The following is a 1,689-nucleotide window of genomic DNA, read 5'->3' as shown; positions in this document are numbered from 1 at the left end:
CCTGCATTCGCGGCTTGCGAGTCACTGTTGGTACGATAGTCGGACTGATGGCATCTGGACACTCACCGTCAGGCATTTTGCAAGCCTATCCCTACCTGGAAGAAGCAGATATATATGAAGCGCTTGCCTATGCAGCGTGGCGAGTTGAAGAAGTGGAAATTCCTCTTAAAATAGCGTGAAAATTTTGATTGACATGAACCTGTCACCTGAATGGACTCTCGTATTTGGTAAATACGGAATAGAGTCTCTTCATTGGTCTACAGTTGGCGATCCTCGTGCCACAGACCGCGTTATTATGAACTGGGCGCGGGTGAATAGCTATGTAGTTTTTACTCACGACTTAGATTTTGGTGCGCTGCTGGCAGCTACCCAAGCTGATGCTCCTACTGTAATTCAAGTGCGTATTCAAGATGTACTGCCTGCCAATATAGAGAGTTTAATTGTGGAAGTGTTGCATCAATTTGAGTCACAAATTGAGTTGGGGGCATTAATTTCAGTAGATGAAACGCGCTCTCGGGTTAGAATTCTACCTATTACACCGCGATAACTGCCAAACCAGAGATTTTAGTGCGCGATCGCACTTTGTCACTTTTCTTAAAAAACATTTTTCTCGACTTCGTAGAATTGCCCAATGCTGAGAGCCGTTAGGCAACCTTCATAAAGCTGCCCCCTCCATTTAGAGGGGGTAATTTTTACTGAACGAAATCGCTCACAGGAATGAAGTTGCAGGAACTAGATGCGATTTAAATTGGAATTGTTGACCACATGAACTGATAAAAACCATGCAGAATTCATCGATTGAACCTAATTCCGGCTATAACAACTCCGGTTACGAATCGGCACCCGATTTGACAGTCGGTTACTCGTCATCTAAAGAAGTTCGTCAAGGTAATTTTGACAACGCTTACCAAGAAAATGTCTATGACTTGTCAAACTTAGCAGATACTCCTTGGACAGATTCAGCAGTCCGCCCGAATCCACAGCTTGAGCTGGAGCTTGATTAAAGAAAAAAGCGAAGATGGAGAAATGCAGTCCAGGACGCATTATCAACCTAAAAAAAACAGTTTCTCGTTCTCATGTTCAACCTAAAATGACGGAATTACATAGAAAGACCGGGTTTTTGGGTAATTCCTAAAATGGAGATGGAGAGAGGTAGAGGAAAAGGGCGAGAGGGGGAGAGGGAGATTTAGCTGATGGGTAATTTCTGCAATACTGCTCTATTTTTCGTAATGTTTTAAAAACCGTTTAAAGTTTTTTCAAATTAGAAAGAATAGAGCAGTTTTTTTGCCTAATTTTAGTTAACATCCATAGGATTCCCATGAACAGTCCAAAGCAGTTAAAAAAATTAAGCCAGGTAGGATCTGCTTTAATAGCTGCCAATACACTCTGCCTAATTTTTGTTTTCATCTGCATTACTTTCTTAAGCTTTCCATCAATTGCTAGCGCTAGTTCCTTACCTACTAAAATTTGGGAAAAAGAACAATCTAGAGTTTTGCTGCCAGATTGGAACCAGATTACCTTTAGTTCCCTGCCTGCGGTTGCTAGTTCTGGAAGTTCTGGCGGTCGAAGCTGGCAAGCCGGCACTTCTGTTGACAACATCTTGAAGCTGGGGGACATTAACGATGTAAAACCTGAAATTCTGTCTTTGCAAGCAATTGAACAATTGGCACTAGGGGATATCAATTTAGA

General features: G+C 42.1%; 3 protein-coding genes and 1 pseudogene. All 4 read left to right on the top strand.

Annotated elements, in window-relative coordinates; genetic code table 11:
* The first annotated feature begins 14 nt into the window (after positions 1-14).
* Positions 15-179, top strand: a complete 165-nt coding sequence (locus IQ270_RS30070; RefSeq protein ID WP_228056839.1) for a DUF433 domain-containing protein — start codon at positions 15-17, stop codon at positions 177-179.
* Complete coding sequence (locus IQ270_RS30065) at positions 176-547, top strand: DUF5615 family PIN-like protein (protein WP_193976751.1); 372 nt, start codon at positions 176-178, stop codon at positions 545-547. The genes IQ270_RS30070 and IQ270_RS30065 overlap by 4 nt, the downstream gene beginning before the upstream one ends.
* Positions 548-782: 235 nt before the next feature.
* The gene (locus IQ270_RS30060; protein ID WP_193976750.1) at positions 783-1,004 is read left to right on the top strand and encodes a hypothetical protein; all 222 of its coding nucleotides are present in this window, start codon (positions 783-785) and stop codon (positions 1,002-1,004) included.
* Between the two features lie 314 nt (positions 1,005-1,318).
* Positions 1,319-1,689 (top strand): annotated as a pseudogene (locus IQ270_RS30055) (hypothetical protein); the annotation flags it as partial.

The sequence above is a fragment of the Microcoleus sp. LEGE 07076 genome, assembly GCF_015207455.1.
Classification (GTDB): Bacteria; Cyanobacteriota; Cyanobacteriia; order Cyanobacteriales; family Microcoleaceae; genus Microcoleus.
This window is presented reverse-complemented; position numbering and strand designations above follow the sequence as displayed.

Bases quoted from the DNA above. Each gene is read 5' to 3' on its own strand.
- IQ270_RS30060 (WP_193976750.1), top strand. From the start codon at position 783: ATGCAGAATTCATCGATTGAACCTAATTCCGGCTATAACAACTCCGGT.